Here is a 17,376-nt window from a genome sequence, read left to right as displayed (position 1 = left end):
GCTTGGCAAGATCAGAATCATTCGCCGCGGCCCGGTGAATGTGAGCGTTAAGCTGGACTGGGGCCGGCTTAACGTGTCCCTTGATTGAGCATATAGTAAAGGTGACGGTCACATGCAGCCTAACAAGCGATTGGAGCAGGAATCGCTTCGTAATCACTCCGCGACTCTGCTCAATCGCGAATCAGTTGGGAGACGGAGAGTGAGCTTCGACATACACTTCCAAACCTGCAACCTCGGTACGCGGACTACGAAGCGGAAAAATCCTTTCACCGGCAAGATGCAGTCGGTGCCGATGGACGACGGCCTGACCGACTCGGAGCGCGTGGCTGTCCGCAAGCTGCTCAAGTCGGCCGGTGCCGCAACGCCCGACGAATTCGGGTGCTACGCGGTCGAGTTCAAAGACGGCGGGTCGGCAGAGGTGTTCGCGTCTGAGTTAACCGGGACCGAACAATGTGACGGCCTGATGGTCTCGCTTCAAGGCCTGACACCGGAAGTGGTCAAGTTCTTGTGGGAGCTGTGTCACGTCGGCGGTATGGCCGCCACACCGGTCATGGAAGACGCTGTGGTGGTCGTCGCGAGCCCTGAGCAATTTCAGCGAGTCAAGAGCCGTTGGCCGTCAGCCGTCGTTGTCGGTTCACCCGAGGAGTTGGGCCGGTTGCTCAGCGGTGGCTTCGCCGGGTGGGAATCGCATCGGGATCAGTGCACCGGAGAGTGAAGCCAATCCTTACAATTCACTGCACTGGACACTCCCTCAAAGCACCTCAAAGCCGGGGGGTACTGCCGAGTATAGTCCGACATACGGGAGATTCGCTCGTGAGCACCCTGATGAGCAATGTTTACTGGGCACTCGGTCAAAAAAAGTACACCACCTACGACGGCTTTGTCGCTGAAGTGACCGACTATAATCAGGAGATCAGCCCCGATTCGACGGAATGGAATCCGAACAAGCAAATCTCAAACACACCCATTACAGTCGTGTACGAAGCAGGATGGAAAGACGAGGACGACACGATCGAGGTTGTTTTGAGAAAGCGAGGCAGGGCGCTCACGATGGGGGAGGCTCTCTTCACGCTCAACAATGAGACAGTAGAGTTTTTCAAGGACGCCGACCATCATTTCTTTGAGGGCTTGGCTGCGAGTGAAGGAACAAAGTACAAGTTGTTGGTCGGAAGTTAGTTCGACGGCGAACTAACTGATGAAGTTGACCGGCGACGCCCGCGAGTAGAATGTTGTTGTCGGTTGGGAGCTTGCCCGCAAGCGACCTAAGTGAGCGATTGGAGCAGGAATCGCCTTGTATCCACTTTCGCGACTCTGCTCAATCGCGGATCCTGTTCAGCTTGGGATGGTTTTTGTCTGTGGAAGTTTCCTGGGTGTTGCTGGGTCAAGGCCGGCTAGCGTTGTCGAATCGCCCGAAACTCAAAGACATCCCCAAACTAGCCGACGCTGGTTGTCAGCGGATTGTCACGATTCAGGGTCGCAACGAACTGCCAGGCCAGATCGAGCGGGCGGCGAAGGCCGTCGGATTGCCGTGGACGTGGGTCCCGGTTGGCCACGGCAAAGCCCCTGATGATGAAGCTGATATGTATTTGCGTCGTGGGCTTGCAGTGCTTGTGGCAGCAATGGAGGTGGGGGAATCGGTACTGGTTCACTGCTCGGCCGGTATCCACCGCACCGGCATGCTGGCATTTGCCCTTTTACGTTGGCTCGGCATCACCGAATCCGAGGCATTGGACATCATCGCAACAATGCGCCCGGTCACGAGAGAAGGCGTTCGCGCGGAGCATCTTGCGTGGGGAAATCAGGTGGCCGCATCTGCGGGGCGAGGATAACTCCCGGGACCTAAGCAAGTCCCGATTGAGTATATGATCACGTGATAGAAACAGAATTAAATTAGCGATTGGAGCAGGAATCGCTTCGTATTCACTCCGCGCTCTGCTCAATCGCGGACACTGTCAGGAAATGGAGGGCGAGTGTCGTCACTAATCGAAAACTATTTATACGGCCCTTATGGCACTCATGCACTCCTGGAACTTTCTATCTCCGTGAAAAAAGTGATGGTTTCCGTGGCTCCGTGGTCCGATACGAAAGCTGTCACCGTAGCAGTGTTTGAAGCTGCACAATTGCAGCATGTGTGCGGAGTCACAGATACACAACCAGAAGAGGCATCGCTTCCCTGGGACATCATTGGGTTTGACTGTACAGACCTGGGTGGAGGACGATGGGAGTTTCTGCTGTTCGCGGGTGGGATTCAGTTTTGCTGGCAGTCTGTGTGGCCGGTCTCCACCGCACAATTAACGCCCCAGGAGCAACTCCAACTGAAGACTAATGTCACTACAACTTGTCCTCTGAGGTAGAAGGGAATCCATGCTAGGCAACAACTGACTGGAGTCACTTCGTCCCACGGTTCATTCCCCTTGCAGTCAGGTTGATGAAGATACATCGGCTTCCTGAAGTTTCACTTCTCCCTGCCACATCCATAAACTGTGGATATGGGAAAAATGCTGCTGATTCTGTTTGCCGTGCTGCTGGGGGCGTTGATCCTGCAGGCGGGGCTGATCGCCTTTTTCATGTATATTCTGCTGGGTGTGTTTCTGACCAGTCGCTGGTTAACCAAACGCTGGATTGCCAGCCTCAAAGTCAAACGACAGTGGAAAATAACCGGACCCGTGGAACTTGGTGCGGAAGTAACAATTCAACTGGATATCCACAATCGTGGCACCATTCCGATCGGCTGGGTGCTGGTGGAAGACCTGTTCCCGGAATCATTTTTACGCATGCGACCCCCGCGGGTGCGGATCAAATCGCGTCGAATAAAGCTGTGCAGTATTCCCACTGGTGGGGTGCGGCACCTGAAATACACCATTATCTGCGAACGGCGGGGTTATTTTCAGTTAGGTCCGGTATTGCTAGAAACGGGCGATCTGTTTGGCATGCACCGCCGCCACCGGGTGGTGGCACCTCCTTATTATCTGATGGTGCTGCCGAAAGTGGTGCCTTTACCCCATTACAATTTCAGCTCACAACGGCCGATTGGCGAACTGAACTCGGCACATCGCCTTTTTGAAGACCCCACCCGCAACGCTGGCGTGCGACCATACCAGTGGGGCGACCCGTTGCAACGGGTGCACTGGCGTGCCACCGCACGGACTGGCGAATTGCAGTGCAAGATTTATGAACCCACCACCCTGACCGGTGCAACTTTATTAATCGATTTTCATCAATCGAATTTTGCCGCACGTCGAGAGCCGTTTACTTCGGACCTGATTACGACGGTGGCAGCTTCGCTGGCTTATGCGGTGGTGATGGAAAACCAGCAATTGGGATTGGTTTCCAATGCCAAGGATGCCGCAGAACTGTACCGTTTTCAGAAAATCGACCAGGAAGGTGGGGATGATGTGGAAGTGGGCTTTATTTCCCGCGAACAGGCCCGCACTGCCGTAGAGGCGGCAGAAATTATTGATCGATTAGAACCGATGCACGTTCCCACGCGACGTGGGATTGAACAGATCACCTTGGTGCGGGAAGCGTTGGCCCGCATGGAACTGACCGATGAGATGACTCTGCCCCGTTTGCTGGCCGAAACCACGCACCGCCTGCCGCGGGACGCCACCGTGATTGCGATTGTGGCGGATATCAGCGTGGATTCTTCCATCGCACTAGGCAACTTGAAACGCCAGGGATTCGCGGTGTCGGTCATTATCGTGGGGCTGGAAGACCCTGAAGAAAAGCTGATTGCACAAGGCAGACTCCTCGCCGAGGGAATTCGCGATGTTCGCCAGATCGGCAGTGAAGAAGAACTGGCAACGCTGGGAGATCAGGCACCAGCCCAGGGCACCAATCCTTACCAATTGGCAGTGAATTTGACTTAGCGGTAAGTATCTTACTGCAAAGATAATTATTTGCTTGTTAATTGCTATGTAAGCAAATGATAAAATACTAATTAATGTTTGCTCAGAAAGACATCTTTACATTCGTGGTATCAAATGAACATTTTCCTCTCGAAACAAGTGCTTTGCATTCTGGCAATAATGGGTGCCGTTTTGTTCGCAGCACCACTCAGCAGTGCGGAGCCGGCAGCCACCCGATTGCCAAATATCGTCATCCTTTATGCCGATGACATGGGATATGGCGACCTGGGTGTTCAGAACCCACAATCGAAGATTCCCACGCCCAATCTGGATCGATTAGCAACACAGGGAATGCGATTTACAGATGCCCACAGTTCTTCCGGGATCTGTACCCCCAGTCGCTATGCACTACTGCAAGGGCGGTATCACTGGCGGAAGTTTCACGGGATCGTGAATTCGTTTGATCAACCAATTCTGGATGATGAAAAGCAGACAATTGCCGAAATGCTGAAAACAAAAGGCTACAGCACCGCCTGCATTGGCAAGTGGCATCTGGGCTGGGATTGGAATGCGATCAAAAAAGCTGGTGTGAAACCAAAAGGAAATGTGGGATATGCCCCTACAGATTTTGATTGGAGTAAGCCAATTCCCGGTGGGCCACTGTCCCACGGATTCGATTATTATTTTGGCGATGATGTGCCGAACTTCCCGCCTTACGCCTGGTTTGAAAACGATCGAGTGATCACTGTGCCCACTGTTTCTTTGACAACCACGGCAAAAACTGCAGAAGGCAGTTGGGAAGCCCGCAAAGGACCATCGGTGAAGGACTGGGATTTCTGGGCAGTGATGCCGGAATTGACCAAAAAAGCGGAGCAGTGGTTAGGCAAACAGCAGGCAGATAAACCATTTTTGTTATACATGCCGTTTACTTCGCCCCACGCACCGATTGTGCCAACGAAGGAATTTACAGGCAAATCCAAGGCCAACGGCTACGGCGACTTCATGGTACAGACTGATGACACGGTGGGCCGAATCCTCGCAGCATTGGAGAAACATGGCTTTGAGAAAAACACCCTGGTGATCTTCACCGCAGATAACGGCCCGGAACGGTATGCGTATGATCGCATCAAAAATTTTCAGCACCGCAGTATGGGGCCGCTACGTGGGCTGAAAAGAGACTTATGGGAAGGTGGGCATCGCGTGCCTTTCATTGTGAAGTGGCCAGGCGTGGTTCCTGAAGGCAAAGTAAACGATGCACTGATCAGCCAGGTTGATCTTTTTGCCACCATCGCCAGCGTGGTTGGTTCGCAGATCCCTGCGGGATCAGCAGAAGATAGCTACGATCAACTCTCCACTTTCAAAGGAATCGGCACCAGCCCACGGAAAACGATCATTCACAATACTAATGCCAATGGTTATGCCGTCCGGCACGAAGATTGGGTGTTGATCGATGCGAAATCAGGCGGTATCAGTGCGGTTCCCGCCTGGTTCAACCAGGAAAACGGCTACCCCAAAAACAACCAGCCAGGCGAACTGTACAATCTGGCAAATGATCTCGCCCAAAAACAGAACCTCTACGAAAAAATGCCAGAGAAGGTGGCTGAACTGAAAAAGATTCTTAGTGCGGTGCGTGCAAAAGGTCAGGTTCGTTAACAAAACTCGCATTTCAAACTGCTAATATAACAGGAATGTAATTTACCCCCACGTGGGCTGTGCTGACAGAAGAAATGCTTCAGCAGGTGCGGCGAATCCACCTGCAGGCCAAAAAACTGGTTCAATCCCGCCTCAGTGGGGATTATCGCTCGATTTTCAAAGGCAGTGGGCTGATTTTCGACGAAGTTCGCGAATATCAGCCCGGCGATGATGTGCGTACCATCGACTGGAATGTTACCGCACGGATGAACCAGCCATTTATTAAAAGATTCTCAGAAGAGCGAGAGCAAACTCTGTGTATTGTGGTGGATGTCAGCACTAGCCACGATTTTGGTTCCCGCGTCCGGACGAAACGCACCGTTGCTGCGGAAATGGCAGCCGTATTGGCGTTGAGTGCGATGGCCAATAACGATCAGGTGGGACTGATTCTGGGCAGCACCGATCTGGAATTGTTTCTGCAACCTGGGCGTGGGCATTCCCACATGTTACGATTGGTGCGGGAAATCCTGTTCTTTCAACCGAAGCACCCTGGCGGTTCGCTAGCGAACCTGCTGGCGAATACGCACCGATTGCTTCCCAAACGAGCCATTGTGGTGCTGTTCAGCGATTTCATCGATCAGCACTACCAGAAAGAGCTTCGTATTGCGGCCCACCGTCACGATCTGATTGCCGTCCGAATTACCGATCCACTGGAACAACAACTCCCCACCATCGGGTGGTGCACGCTACGCGATGCGGAAACACAACAGCAAGTGGTGCTCAACCTCTCCGATCGCCAGGTTCAAGCCGAAATATTGCGATCAATTCAGAAAATTTCAGAAAATACCTCAAATTCCTGCCGCACGGTGGGTGTTGATCTATTGGAAGTTTCAACCACCGACGACCATTTTGCGAAATTGGTGGATTTGTTTGCCCGCCGAGAACAACGAATCAGGAAACATCGCCAGTGAAATCAACCGTGCTGATGTTGCTTTTCCTCCCCACACTGGGTCTGGGTGCGGAACCACAATGGCAGGCGACACGCTTTTCAGGAAGTCAGCAGGTCACGGTGCAATTCTTCATCAACAAGGCAGAAGTGGCACTTCATGAAGACATTCGCTTGAATATAAAGGTTTCGGGCCCTGCACCTTTGGTGGTGAAAATTGCCAGCAATCCTCTTTTGGACAATCCCCACTGGCTGGCACTGTCCACAACGGAGCCGGTAACGCAAGTGCTTACAAATCAAGCAGTTTGGGAAATTCGTTACCGATATTCTCCACTTCATCCGGGGGACTTGCCACTGCAGCTTGCCCCACTGACGATCGAATCAGGTGGGAATCCCCAGTTCACCATCGAAATGCCGGATCCAATATTCATTAAAGTCCCACAAGTGGAAACTGCGGCCGATTTAAGCAATCTGCGGGAGAAACTGGAAGTCGAGGCCCCACCAGATTTGCCAAAGGGCAGCACCCGCTCGATTTGGTGGCGAATCGTTCTCGTGGGGGGCGGAATATTGTTGCTGAGCCTGGGTTGGTATGAATATCGCAGAAGAAAGCGAATCCCACCCACGCCAATTGCAATGTACGACACCACGTGGGCTACAGAACAGGTACAAAACTGGACTGGCAGCGGAGATGAGTTGCGGCAAATACTGACAAACCACCTGTCTTGGCGGTGCCAGCAGAATGTGGAGCATCTGACCCCAGCGGAACTGTCTCAACTGCTTATTTTGATAGGATTTACGACAGAATTAGCCGATGAAATGGAATCGATTCTGGCAGCATTGGATGCCCACCGTTACGGTGGGGAGGAATTGCCAGTGAATATCCAGCACCACTGCCTGAAGTGGCTGGATTCCTTTGAATAACTTCAAAACATGAGAGCTGAAATCAGTTTGATCGCATTATCCCTGTATTTGATTACCCGCAGTAATGGACGGCATATACTGGAAGTGTAGTTTGTCCGAAGTCAATACAGAAATTAGGGCTGCCAGTGCGTATCATCTGATTCAAATGACTACAAGCTATGAACAATTTAGGCAACGAAGGGGTCCGTTCGAGTCTAACGGAAGCCTATCTATTTTGGAGGATCAGTATGTTACGATTTTTCAGGCAATCTATCTTTTTTGCCATATGTGTGAGTTACTCGAACAGTATATCTCTCGCTGACAACAAACCAAACATTGTCATTATTCTGGCAGATGACCTCGGAAACGCCGACCTCGGTTACCGTGGCAGTAAGATCAAAACTCCAAATATTGATGCACTTGCTAAGAGCGGCGTTCGGTTAGAATCTTACTACGGTTTGCCTGTCTGCACACCTGCACGTGCAGCACTAATGACTGGCCGTTACCCAATGCGACACGGGTTACAGACGTTGGTCATTTTCCCAAGCCATAAATACGGCCTGCCTGTTGACGAGAAAACCCTTCCAGAAGCTCTCAAAGAGGTAAATTACAGCACATATATGGTCGGAAAATGGCACCTGGGCCATGCAGACAAAAAATACTGGCCGAACCAGCGAGGATTTGACCATTTTTATGGCAATGTGGTTGGTGAAGTAGATTACTTCACAAAAGACCGTGGCGGGATCATTGACTGGCAGCGTAACGGCACTTTCATCAAAGAAGAAGGCTACTATACCGAGCAGATTGGCGATGAGGCGGTCAAACTGATTGAAGGCCATAATAAATCAAAACCAATGTTTTTGTACTTTGCCTCACTTGCTCCACATGCTCCCTATCAAGCCCCGAAAGAAGATGTTGATGCATACAAAGATATATTCCCGAATAAAGAACAGCGTGAGTACGCCGCGATGATCACTGGGCTTGATTCACAGGTTGGTCGAATTGTTTCGGCATTGGAAAAGAAGGGGATGCGAGATAACACACTGATTCTGTTTACTTCTGATAATGGTGGGGCGACCAGTGCACTTTTTGCAACGGGTGCTCGTTCGCCGGAAGAACGGGAAGCCAGCGGGGGTGTTGAACTTGGATCCAAACCTCCTGCTTCAAACGCACCCTATCTGGGTGGCAAGGGTGGTTTGCACGAAGGTGGAGTCCGGTTGCCCGCAATCGTCAACTGGCCCGGAAAACTGAAACCGGCAGTGGTGAACGCACCTTTACACCATGTCGATGTCATGCCAACCATTCTGTCTATTGTCAAAGGTAAAGGTGACCCGACAAAACCTTTTGATGGCAAGGATGCTACTGCGACAATCATGGAAGGAAAACCATCGCCACATGAGGATATTCTCATTAATGTGGAGGCATTTCGTGGGGCAATCCGAAAAGGTAAGTGGAAACTCGTCAAAATAGCACTCCTGCCGGGTAAAACAGAACTATTCGATCTGGAATTGGATCCTGGCGAGAAGGAGAATGTTGCGGACCAGAACCCTGAAGTGGTAAAGGATCTTGAATCGCGGCTTCTCTCCTATGCCAAACAGCAGAAGCAGAGTGAGTGGATGAAAGCCCAGATCGATTTCCTGGGATTCCAAGGTGATACACTACTAGACCCGGGATACAATATCGACCGAGGCTTACCAACAGAGACTCCGTCTTTGCCAAAGAACTAAGGACATGCTGTAGATTGAGTGTGAAGTCTTTTTCCTCAACGATTTCGATCAACCGCCAAGACTTCGGGGTGCGAGTACGTCAACGATCGTAATCAGTTCTTTCTACTGTGGGTGGGCATTTTTTCATAAAATGGCCTATTCATGAAGCTGTGGGGCATCTCCCACGCACCGAACACAGGTATGAGAGAATAATGAAAGGGAAACCAGAAATAATTGACGCGTTGAACGCCGCACTGACCATCGAACTGACCGCGATTAACCAGTATTTTGTGCAATCGAAAATGTGCAAAGACTGGGGCTATATGAAGTTAGCTGCCAAGCACTGGGAAGAATCGATGGGCGAGATGAAACACGCCGATATGATTATTGACCGCATTCTGTTTCTGGAAGGGGTGCCGGAAATTGCCCGCTACGATGTGATCCGCGTGGGCACCGACGTGAAAGAGCAGTTTGTCAACGATCTGGCACTGGAATCGAAGGGTGCAGCAGCGTACAACGCCGGTATTGCCCTGGCTGTTCAATTGGGCGATAACGCCACTCGCGACTTAATGGAGCGGATTCTGGTTGATTCGGAAGAACATATCGACTGGCTGGAAACGCAATTAAACTTAATCGAAAACGTGGGACTGTCCAACTACCTGGCACACAATATGTCGGGTGATGCGGAATAAATTTCGATTACCGCAGCAATTTTTCGGTGGCAGCAGGTGCAGCCATCACCAGCACCCGTAGCGGTGCGAACTTCCCGCACTGTGCGAATACCTAAACTAACAACAGCCCCCACCACTTCATCGTGGGTAACCCCGAGGCACCGACAAATCAGCTCGTCGGTGCTGTCGTGGCACTGGCTGCAGTCTCCATCATAGGGACAAGACATCTCAATGCTCCTGAGATTCGATCTCAATGAGATTGTATCTCATTTTCAGAAGCAAGTCAACACTTTGGTGCTTTTTGGAAAAAATCTTGTGTTACCAGTACCTTCCCAAGTTGGGTTTCAGATAGGGGAAAAGGCACCCATCTTGTTTGCAGAACAAAATAACTCCACGCAGCGACGAACACCTGTGGTACATGGCAACAAAAATGAGTGATAATTAATGAATCTGGAAATTGGTCACCCCCACAGATTTAAGAGATTGCGATGATCACTTTGTTCATGTTGCCAAATGCCAACGATGAATCAACGAAGACAAACGCCTTTCGCCACCAACCAACATGGATTGACATTTTGCTCCGGTTGTCGAGCGTTCGCATCCATTGAATCTCGAATGTAGGGGCATTGTCTAACGGAATAAACCTGCTTTGATTCTCAAATGCAACTGATCAAGGTTTGATTAGAATAGCACAACAATAAGAATTTCACCAAAAATTCCAGGTAACTGCTTGAACGCTGCAACAAGCCGTGTTATAAAGCAGTTTGAAAGTTTGCTACTGCCTGGGAGTAAAAAAGTGCTTCGAATATTTGCCTGTACTCTTTTGTTAATTTATCTGCAAACGTCTCTTTATGCTGATGGATTGACTGCAGAATCTCTGAAAAAACTCAAGGCTGCAAGCGTATTTATCAAGGTAAGATCGAATTATGCGTTTGGTACTGGATCTGGGTTTATCGTTTACAAGAATAGTAAAACTGGATATATCGCAACAAATGCACATGTAGTAATGCCAACCCTTAAGGCAGAGAAAATTGAATCAATTGACATAGTATTGAATAGTGGCAGGCCGAGTGAAGAAAAAACCATCTCAGGATCTGTTGTTTTTTCCGATAAACAATCTGATCTTGCAATACTTCGAATTGAATCAGAAAACATCCCTGAACCTTTGAGTATGATTGATAAAGTAGATCCAATTGAAACGATGACTGTATATGCGCTTGGATTTCCGTTTGGAAAACTTGTTGCCGGGAGCAACCGCAACCCTAGCATTACGATAAGCAAAGGGGCAGTAACAAGTTTGCGTGAAGACGACGATGGCAAGCTAGAGTTAATTCAGATTGATGCAGATATTAATCCTGGTTGTAGCGGAGGACCTGTAGTTGATGAAAAAGGAAGACTTATTGGGATTTCTAAAGCTGGAATCATTGGGACAAATGTCAATGTTATTGTACCTAAGTACAAACTTAATAAAATCGCACAGGGCAGCCTAACGAGAAATACCCTAAAAATTGTAAGTCATGACGAGCAAACAATTAGCTATTTGTTAACGGCAGAATTTCTAGATCCTTTTAAACAGATTAATAAATGCACATTATTATATTTCCCAGCAGATGAAGACGGGCTGAAACTTGCTAGAGAATGGGATGCAAGTAATCCTGGAAAAACCATCGAGAATCACAAATTTTGCAAGAGCTACGAAATAGAAATTGTCGAAGGAAAAGCAGCAGTAACTATCAAAACGCCACGCAGCACTGGCATTGTAAACAAAAGCTTTGTTGCAGTGAAATATTATGTTGATTCAAAACTATTTGTAAGCGAACCTGAACTGGTCATCAACAAACTTTCTGCTCAAGTTGGATCAATTCTCTTTACCCCTTCAAAACAAGAGTTCCGAACATCAATTTCAAAACTTTTGCCACTAAAACCTATCATTAGCAAGTCTTTATGCGATTTAAAAACCGAAGATCTTGCTACAGACGAAGATTCTCCTAGGGGTCCATACTCTAAAAGCTTTTACTATGAAGCATGTGCTGTATGGTCAACAGACTATCAACACTTTTTTGTCCTTAATCCATCAAAAGGGATTTTGTACAAACTAGATTTTCAAAGCTTATCAATAATAAAAGAATTATCATTTAACAGTATTTGTGCATGGTTATCAGTTTGCGATGACGGATTGCTCGTCACTGGAAGCGAAAAAAATGAAATTTATATTGTTGATCCTGTAAACCTTAAAACCACTCGTACTATCAAAATGCGAAAAGGCCATCGAGCTGTATCGCAGTATGGATTAAAGCATATTTACGTTGCACATATTACTAATATTGGCGAGTCCTCTCTTTATATTTACGAAATTAAAACTGGGCAACTGTTGAGGGTATTACACTCTCGAAGCATGCCAGCCGGTACAACTTTCGAAAATTTAGACATGTCTAAGAGTGGCGAATTTATTTATACATCAAATCGGTTTTTTATGTCGCAATATCCTGTAAGTGGTTCTATATTAGATTCTCCTATCAAATTAAAAACTACTACTAGTGGTGAACGTGGTTTTCAAATATCGTCGATAGGCAATTTTGTTACAGTCAGTTCGTCGGCAGACACTCGGCCTGGAGTCACGAAATCAACGTTGTTGTTAAGTGATGCAAGCTTTCCAGAACCAGTTGTAGTATTGCCAATGGATGCTCTTAATATCTCTTTACATGATGATAAGAAATTTTTTATCATGAACGCACGTATTATTACTGAAGCCAATTTGGGCGTGCGATTCGACTTCAATGGCAAGGCAATAGAGTCATATGGAATACAGAGCAAAATAGGCGTTACTCCAATTGTAGTCCAATATTTGATTCATCCTAAATCATCTCAAATAGTCTGCATTGCAGAACATCATGCTGCTCGACGTTGTGAAGTTGTAATCCACAAACTTGGTCAAACAAAGTAACACAACTTGTTTTCAAGGTTTTAAGCGTTATTACCTTACATCAGGGTAATTCGAACCGCGCTAAGCAAATCCTTCAAAAATTGAAGAGATTAGAACGATCAAGTTGCAATTTCATACAGCAAATTTCAAATTGGAACTTGTTATACGCCCTTCAAATTTTGATGGTATTTAGCTGACGGCTTCTGCAGCATCCTGCTAATGTTGTAGCAGCTATTACTTAAATTCAGCGTTGTTTACCTCGAACTTTTGCCTCCCCTTGTTGCTTGTTCGTATACACTGAAAGATTACCGATTGTGGATTACCCGAACTGAATTATGCCGCACTACCATCCTGCGATTATCGAACAAAAATGGCAAAATTACTGGCAGACAAACCAGACTTTCCGCTGTCCCGACCCTGGGGAAGCGGAATTCACGGTCACTGGTAAGCTGTATGTGCTGGATATGTTCCCTTATCCCAGTGGGGCGGGCCTGTACGTTGGGAGTATAGCTAACAAACAGTTTTGACTACTGCTAATTGTTCTTGACGCCTCGGAAAACATAGCATTCGTGGACACCCAAAGTCTTGGATTCGAAAATTTGATCGTAATTCCTGAGTGATTGATAGCAGCGGTTTCGTTTTTTCATTGAATCTGCTTCACCTGAAAATTTACCAAAGTACTGCAATTTTAATGTTGAATCATATACTTATTCAATGGATGTAGGCGTAACAAAATTAATTAAACTGCGTTTGCAATAAATTCATTCTTGCTATTGCAAGCTCGCGAGCTTAATCGTTGGAGTTGATGATGGGTTTGTTCTCACGGTTTTTTGGTCAAACAGGTTCTGACGATCAACATTCAGCCTTGACTGCGAATCCAAAGATCGAAAAGTCACTAAGCCTTCAGGTTCTCTTTGATGGACAATTCCGATTGCAGTCAAAAAAAATGACAGATGCACTACGGTCATACCACTACTCGATGTCAGCAACACGATGTGAGATTGATTCAGCTCTCGCCGAAGAAGGTACCATCATTGGACTTGTAGGCTGGGGAAAACATGTTGTCAGACTGGTAGGATTCAATTTGCCAATGCCTGCAGAACCTGTTGAATCATGTATTGCCCCATCCCACTACCCAAAGAAATTAAAAAACCGTGCAAGGGCACACAGTAGTCATGTGTTGCTCTATTATGTCGGATACGTTAAATCACCGCATGAACAATATGTCGCTCTTGCATCAGTAGCTGGTGCATTATCTCAGCTTGGTGCCATAGTAGTGCTTAATGAGGACGCATGCACATCGTTTCCTGCTGCAGCATTATCTGGGGCGGACATTAGTGGCGATATCGTTGAACTATTGCGAACATTACCACTATTGGTCCTTTACTGTGGATTCGTTAAATACGAAGTCGAAGGTACATCTGGAGTATGGATGCGAACTTACGGAGCACATCTCTTGGCGCTCCCTGATTTTGCGGTTTATGCCTCTGATCACGAAGAAGGCCAGAAGTATTTTGACATCTTTGAGAATATATTTTCATATCTCTGGGAATCAGATGCTCAACTAAAAGCAGGCCATACCATGCAGGTTGGCACCACAGAATACTTGCGATTTCGCAAGCGAACTAAGAAAGAATATTTTCTCGACAGTGAGGGGGAGTTGCTTGTTGTAGAGATCATTGGCCCGGATGAAATTAACGCATAATTTCCTTTCTGCAGATGTTAATTGACCAACGACCGCAATGTTCCTATTAGTTGCGTCAAAAAGCACACGTGCAAATAATACGGTTCAGTTCATCCGGGCGTACTTCAATTTTCCCGGAAGCAAATTGGGCCGCAATGGCACCCAAAGTGATCTCATTTAAAATCAGTTAACTCGATGACATTCGTGTTTGCGTCTTTGAATCAATTCACAGCGATGTTACCAAACTTTTACCACCATTTGCAGGCGACACATTTGAATTCGCCTCGAACTTTTGCCTCCCGTTGTTGCTCGTTCGTATACACTGAAAGATTACCGATTGTGGATTACCTGAACTGAATTATGCCGCACTACCATCCTGCGATTATTGAACAGAAATGGCAAAATTACTGGCAGACAAACCAGACTTTCCGCTGTCCCGACCCTGGGGAAGCGGAACTCACGGTCACTGGTAAGCTGTACGTGCTGGATATGTTCCCCTATCCCAGTGGGGCGGGGCTGCACGTGGGTCACCCGGAAGGGTACACCGCGACCGACATTCTGTGCCGCTACCACCGTATGAAAGGCTACCACGTGCTGCACCCAATGGGGTGGGATGCGTTCGGGCTGCCTGCAGAGCAGTTTGCAATCAAAAATAACGTCCACCCGCGAATTACCACGCAGAATAACGTGGCGAATTTTCGCAGGCAGATTCAGTCGCTCGGTTTCAGCTACGACTGGCAGCGGGAAGTCGATACCACCGATCCAAACTATGTGAAGTGGACCCAATGGATTTTCCTGCTGCTATTCGATACGTGGTATGATTCCGACGCCAAAAAAGGTCGCCCCATCAGCGAATTGCCGATCCCACCCGACGTGGCCGCAGGTGGGGAATCCGCCATTGCCCAGTATCGCGATCAGCACCGCCTGGCCTATCAGGCAGAAATCCCCGTCAACTGGTGCCCCGCCCTGGGAACGGTGCTGGCCAACGAAGAAGTAATTGATGGTCGTTCTGAAGTAGGTGGGCACCCCGTTGAGCGTAAACCCTTGCGGCAGTGGATGTTACGCATCACCAGCTACGCAGAACGCCTGCTGCACGACCTGGAACCACTCGACTGGTCGGAATCGATCAAAACAATGCAACGCAACTGGATCGGCCAGAGCGAAGGTGCGGAGGTTGATTTTCGCTTACAGGGGGAAAATTCTGACAATCAGGCGACAATCCGAGTGTATACCACCCGACCGGATACACTGTTTGGTGCCACTTATATGGTGCTGGCACCGGAACACCCACTGGTGGCCAGTATTACGACGGACGAACAACGTAACACTGTCACCGAATATCAGAACGCAGCGGCATCGAAGAGCGATTTCGAACGCACCGAAATGGCAAAAACTAAAACGGGTGTGTTCACAGGTGCGTACGCGATCAACCCTGCGAATCAGGAACCGGTCCCGATCTGGATTGCCGATTACGTGCTGGCCAGTTACGGCACCGGTGCCATTATGGCGGTACCCGGCCACGATGAACGGGATTTTGAATTCGCCGTACAATTTGGCCTGCCCGTGGTGACGGTTGTCGAACCCACGCCAGAGTGGCTGGAACAAACCGGCAGCACCGTGGGAGAATTGAAGGCTGCCTACACGGAAGGTGGGAAGGCGATTCAATCGGGCTTTTTGAATGGATTGCCCACTGCTGAAGCGAAAGCCACGATGATCAAGTGGCTGGAATCGCGTGGGCTGGGGCAGAAAAAGGTCAATTACAAGTTGCGCGACTGGTTATTCAGTCGGCAGCGGTACTGGGGCGAACCGTTCCCCATCCTGCATGAGGTGGATGAACAGGGGCAACGAACAGGCAAAATTGTGCCACTGGATGTGGCAGAGTTGCCGCTGCAACTGCCGGAACTGGAAGACTTTAAGCCCACTGGCAGCCCGGAAGGCCCGCTGATGAAGGCCCAGGACTGGATCCACGTGGTGCGGGACGGCAAACGCTACGTTCGCGAAACGAACACCATGCCACAGTGGGCGGGATCGTGCTGGTATTATCTTCGCTATTTAGATCCCCACAACGATAAGGAATTCTGTGCCGCAGATAAGGTGAAATACTGGTTGCCCGTTGATCTGTATGTCGGTGGGGCAGAACATGCCGTGCTGCACCTGCTGTATTCCCGTTTCTGGCATAAGGTGCTGTTCGATCGGGGTTATGTTCCGACGCCGGAACCATTTCAGAGACTGGTAAACCAGGGGATGATTCTGGGCGATACCGAACACACCGGCTTTCAGACCGCATTGGTAGAACAGGTGCCAGACGAAGAGCGACCAGGCAAAACCAAAGAAAAAATCACCCCACTGGGGGAGTGGATTTCTGCCAAAGATGTAAAATTCGATGGTTCGGTGGCAACGCACCGCAAAACTCAGGCAAAACTGGCCCAGATTCCCCTGACGGATGAACAGGTGGAGAAAAAAGGCGAGGGATTTGTCCTGAAAGGCCAGCCCGACCTGCGGATTGACGCACGTGCCTTCAAAATGTCGAAATCGCGTGGCAACGTGGTCTCGCCCGATACCGTGGTTTCCGAATATGGGGCCGATTCATTAAGACTGTATGAAATGTTCATGGGCCCGCTGGAAGCAATCAAGCCCTGGAACATGCGAAGTGTGGAAGGGGTCTATCGTTTTCTGGCACGTGTCTGGCGGTTGATTGTCGATGAACGTGCAGAAACACCTATTCTACACCCTCACGTGGAAGAGAGCGAACCTGCGGAAGAAACCGCACGCATGTTGCACCGCACCATTAAAAAGGTGAGCGAAGACACCGCCGGCATGAGATTTAATACCGCGATTGCCGCGATGATGGAGTTCACCAACCACCTGAATGGACTGCCCACCCAATCGAAAACGGTGCTGGAACAGTTGGTGCTGTTGCTTTCGCCTTACGCACCCCACGTGGCAGAGGAATTGTGGCAGGTACTTGGGCACGATACCACGCTGGCATACATCCCATGGCCCACGTGGGATGAGGCACTGCTGGTGGAATCTCAGATGGAAATGCCCGTTCAGATCAATGGCAAG

15 protein-coding genes are annotated in these 17,376 nt (G+C 48.9%); 14 read left to right on the top strand and 1 reads right to left on the bottom strand.

Annotation, left to right across the window (positions count from 1 at the left end):
• The first annotated feature begins 199 nt into the window (after positions 1-199).
• The 10 genes from R3B84_10115 to bfr all read left to right on the top strand — a co-directional run bounded on the left by R3B84_10115 (position 200) and on the right by bfr (position 9,724).
• Positions 200-715 carry a hypothetical protein gene (locus R3B84_10115; protein MEZ6140914.1) on the top strand — a complete coding sequence of 172 codons (516 nt, stop codon included), beginning with the start codon at positions 200-202 and terminating at the stop codon, positions 713-715.
• A 98-nt stretch (positions 716-813) separates the two neighbouring features.
• A complete protein-coding gene (locus R3B84_10110; GenBank protein MEZ6140913.1) occupies positions 814-1,176 on the top strand; it encodes a hypothetical protein in 363 nt (120 codons plus the stop codon).
• Between the two features lie 56 nt (positions 1,177-1,232).
• Positions 1,233-1,829 (top strand): tyrosine-protein phosphatase, encoded by a 597-nt coding sequence (locus tag R3B84_10105; protein ID MEZ6140912.1) that lies wholly within the window; start codon positions 1,233-1,235, stop codon positions 1,827-1,829.
• A 141-nt stretch (positions 1,830-1,970) separates the two neighbouring features.
• Entirely contained in the window at positions 1,971-2,354 is a 384-nt protein-coding gene (locus tag R3B84_10100) for a hypothetical protein (GenBank protein MEZ6140911.1), read from the top strand.
• A 144-nt stretch (positions 2,355-2,498) separates the two neighbouring features.
• Positions 2,499-3,869: a DUF58 domain-containing protein gene (locus R3B84_10095; protein MEZ6140910.1), complete on the top strand. Its 1,371-nt coding sequence runs from the start codon at positions 2,499-2,501 to the stop codon at positions 3,867-3,869.
• Positions 3,870-3,983: 114 nt separating this feature from the next.
• Positions 3,984-5,501 carry an arylsulfatase gene (locus R3B84_10090; protein MEZ6140909.1) on the top strand — a complete coding sequence of 506 codons (1,518 nt, stop codon included), beginning with the start codon at positions 3,984-3,986 and terminating at the stop codon, positions 5,499-5,501.
• Positions 5,502-5,560: 59 nt separating this feature from the next.
• A complete protein-coding gene (locus R3B84_10085) occupies positions 5,561-6,451 on the top strand; it encodes a DUF58 domain-containing protein (protein ID MEZ6140908.1) in 891 nt (296 codons plus the stop codon).
• Positions 6,448-7,347, top strand: coding sequence for a hypothetical protein (locus tag R3B84_10080; GenBank protein ID MEZ6140907.1), 900 nt, complete (start codon positions 6,448-6,450; stop codon positions 7,345-7,347). The genes R3B84_10085 and R3B84_10080 overlap by 4 nt, the downstream gene beginning before the upstream one ends.
• A gap of 227 nt (positions 7,348-7,574) precedes the next feature.
• On the top strand, positions 7,575-9,053 hold the full coding sequence (locus R3B84_10075; protein MEZ6140906.1) for an arylsulfatase: 1,479 nt from the start codon (positions 7,575-7,577) through the stop codon (positions 9,051-9,053).
• 191 nt (positions 9,054-9,244) lie between these two features.
• The gene (bfr, locus tag R3B84_10070; GenBank protein ID MEZ6140905.1) at positions 9,245-9,724 is read left to right on the top strand and encodes a bacterioferritin; all 480 of its coding nucleotides are present in this window, start codon (positions 9,245-9,247) and stop codon (positions 9,722-9,724) included.
• Here the strand turns inward: bfr and R3B84_10065 are convergent.
• Positions 9,688-9,930 carry a (2Fe-2S)-binding protein gene (locus tag R3B84_10065; protein ID MEZ6140904.1) on the bottom strand — a complete coding sequence of 81 codons (243 nt, stop codon included), beginning with the start codon at positions 9,928-9,930 and terminating at the stop codon, positions 9,688-9,690. The genes bfr and R3B84_10065 overlap by 37 nt on opposite strands.
• Positions 9,931-10,433: 503 nt before the next feature.
• Between R3B84_10065 and R3B84_10060 the strand changes: the two genes are divergently transcribed.
• The 4 genes from R3B84_10060 to leuS all read left to right on the top strand — a co-directional run.
• Positions 10,434-12,647: a trypsin-like peptidase domain-containing protein gene (locus R3B84_10060; GenBank protein MEZ6140903.1), complete on the top strand. Its 2,214-nt coding sequence runs from the start codon at positions 10,434-10,436 to the stop codon at positions 12,645-12,647.
• A 314-nt stretch (positions 12,648-12,961) separates the two neighbouring features.
• Positions 12,962-13,153, top strand: a complete 192-nt coding sequence (locus tag R3B84_10055; GenBank protein ID MEZ6140902.1) for a hypothetical protein — start codon at positions 12,962-12,964, stop codon at positions 13,151-13,153.
• A 278-nt stretch (positions 13,154-13,431) separates the two neighbouring features.
• Complete coding sequence (locus R3B84_10050) at positions 13,432-14,331, top strand: DUF4261 domain-containing protein (GenBank protein MEZ6140901.1); 900 nt, start codon at positions 13,432-13,434, stop codon at positions 14,329-14,331.
• Positions 14,332-14,670: 339 nt separating this feature from the next.
• Positions 14,671-17,376: leucine--tRNA ligase (leuS, locus tag R3B84_10045; GenBank protein ID MEZ6140900.1), on the top strand; the 2,706-nt coding region annotated here is incomplete at its 3' end.

It is taken from the genome of Zavarzinella sp., assembly GCA_041399155.1.
In the GTDB taxonomy this organism is placed as follows: domain Bacteria; phylum Planctomycetota; class Planctomycetia; order Gemmatales; family Gemmataceae; genus JAWKTI01.
The sequence above is the reverse complement of the archived record's forward strand: the minus strand, read 5'-3'. Positions and strand labels throughout refer to the sequence as shown.